General features: G+C 66.8%; 1 protein-coding gene. It reads left to right on the top strand.

The features are described 5' to 3' along the window. Window positions 1-233, top strand: a 233-nt coding sequence (locus tag FS507_RS19915; protein ID WP_186314756.1) for a hypothetical protein, incomplete at its 5' end; no start/stop codon positions are given. Window positions 234-322: the final 89 nt, after the last annotated feature.

Here is a 322-nt window from a genome sequence, read left to right on the forward strand (position 1 = left end):
ACGTGGATGTGACGGTGGGCGTGGAGGGTGAGGTCGAAGCAGGGGTGGGAGGGGAAGGGGGTGAGGATGTGGGGGAACGGGTGGTGGTGGATGTGGGGGAGGGTGGGGGGGATGTGGGTGAGTGGGGAGTAGTGGTGGTGGGTGAGGGGGGAGTTGAGGTGGTCGTGAGTGAGGTCAGGGAGATGGGTGGGTGGGATGGTGGTGGTGGGGGGAGTGATGATGGGGAGGGGTGAGGTAGTGGTGGGGGTGAGGTGGTGGAGGGTGAGGGGAGAGTGGTGTGGGGGGGTAGGGGATGGGGGATGAGGGTTGTGGAGGGTGGGGG

It is taken from the genome of Corynebacterium glyciniphilum AJ 3170 (assembly GCF_007673095.1).
Classification (GTDB): domain Bacteria; phylum Actinomycetota; class Actinomycetes; order Mycobacteriales; family Mycobacteriaceae; genus Corynebacterium.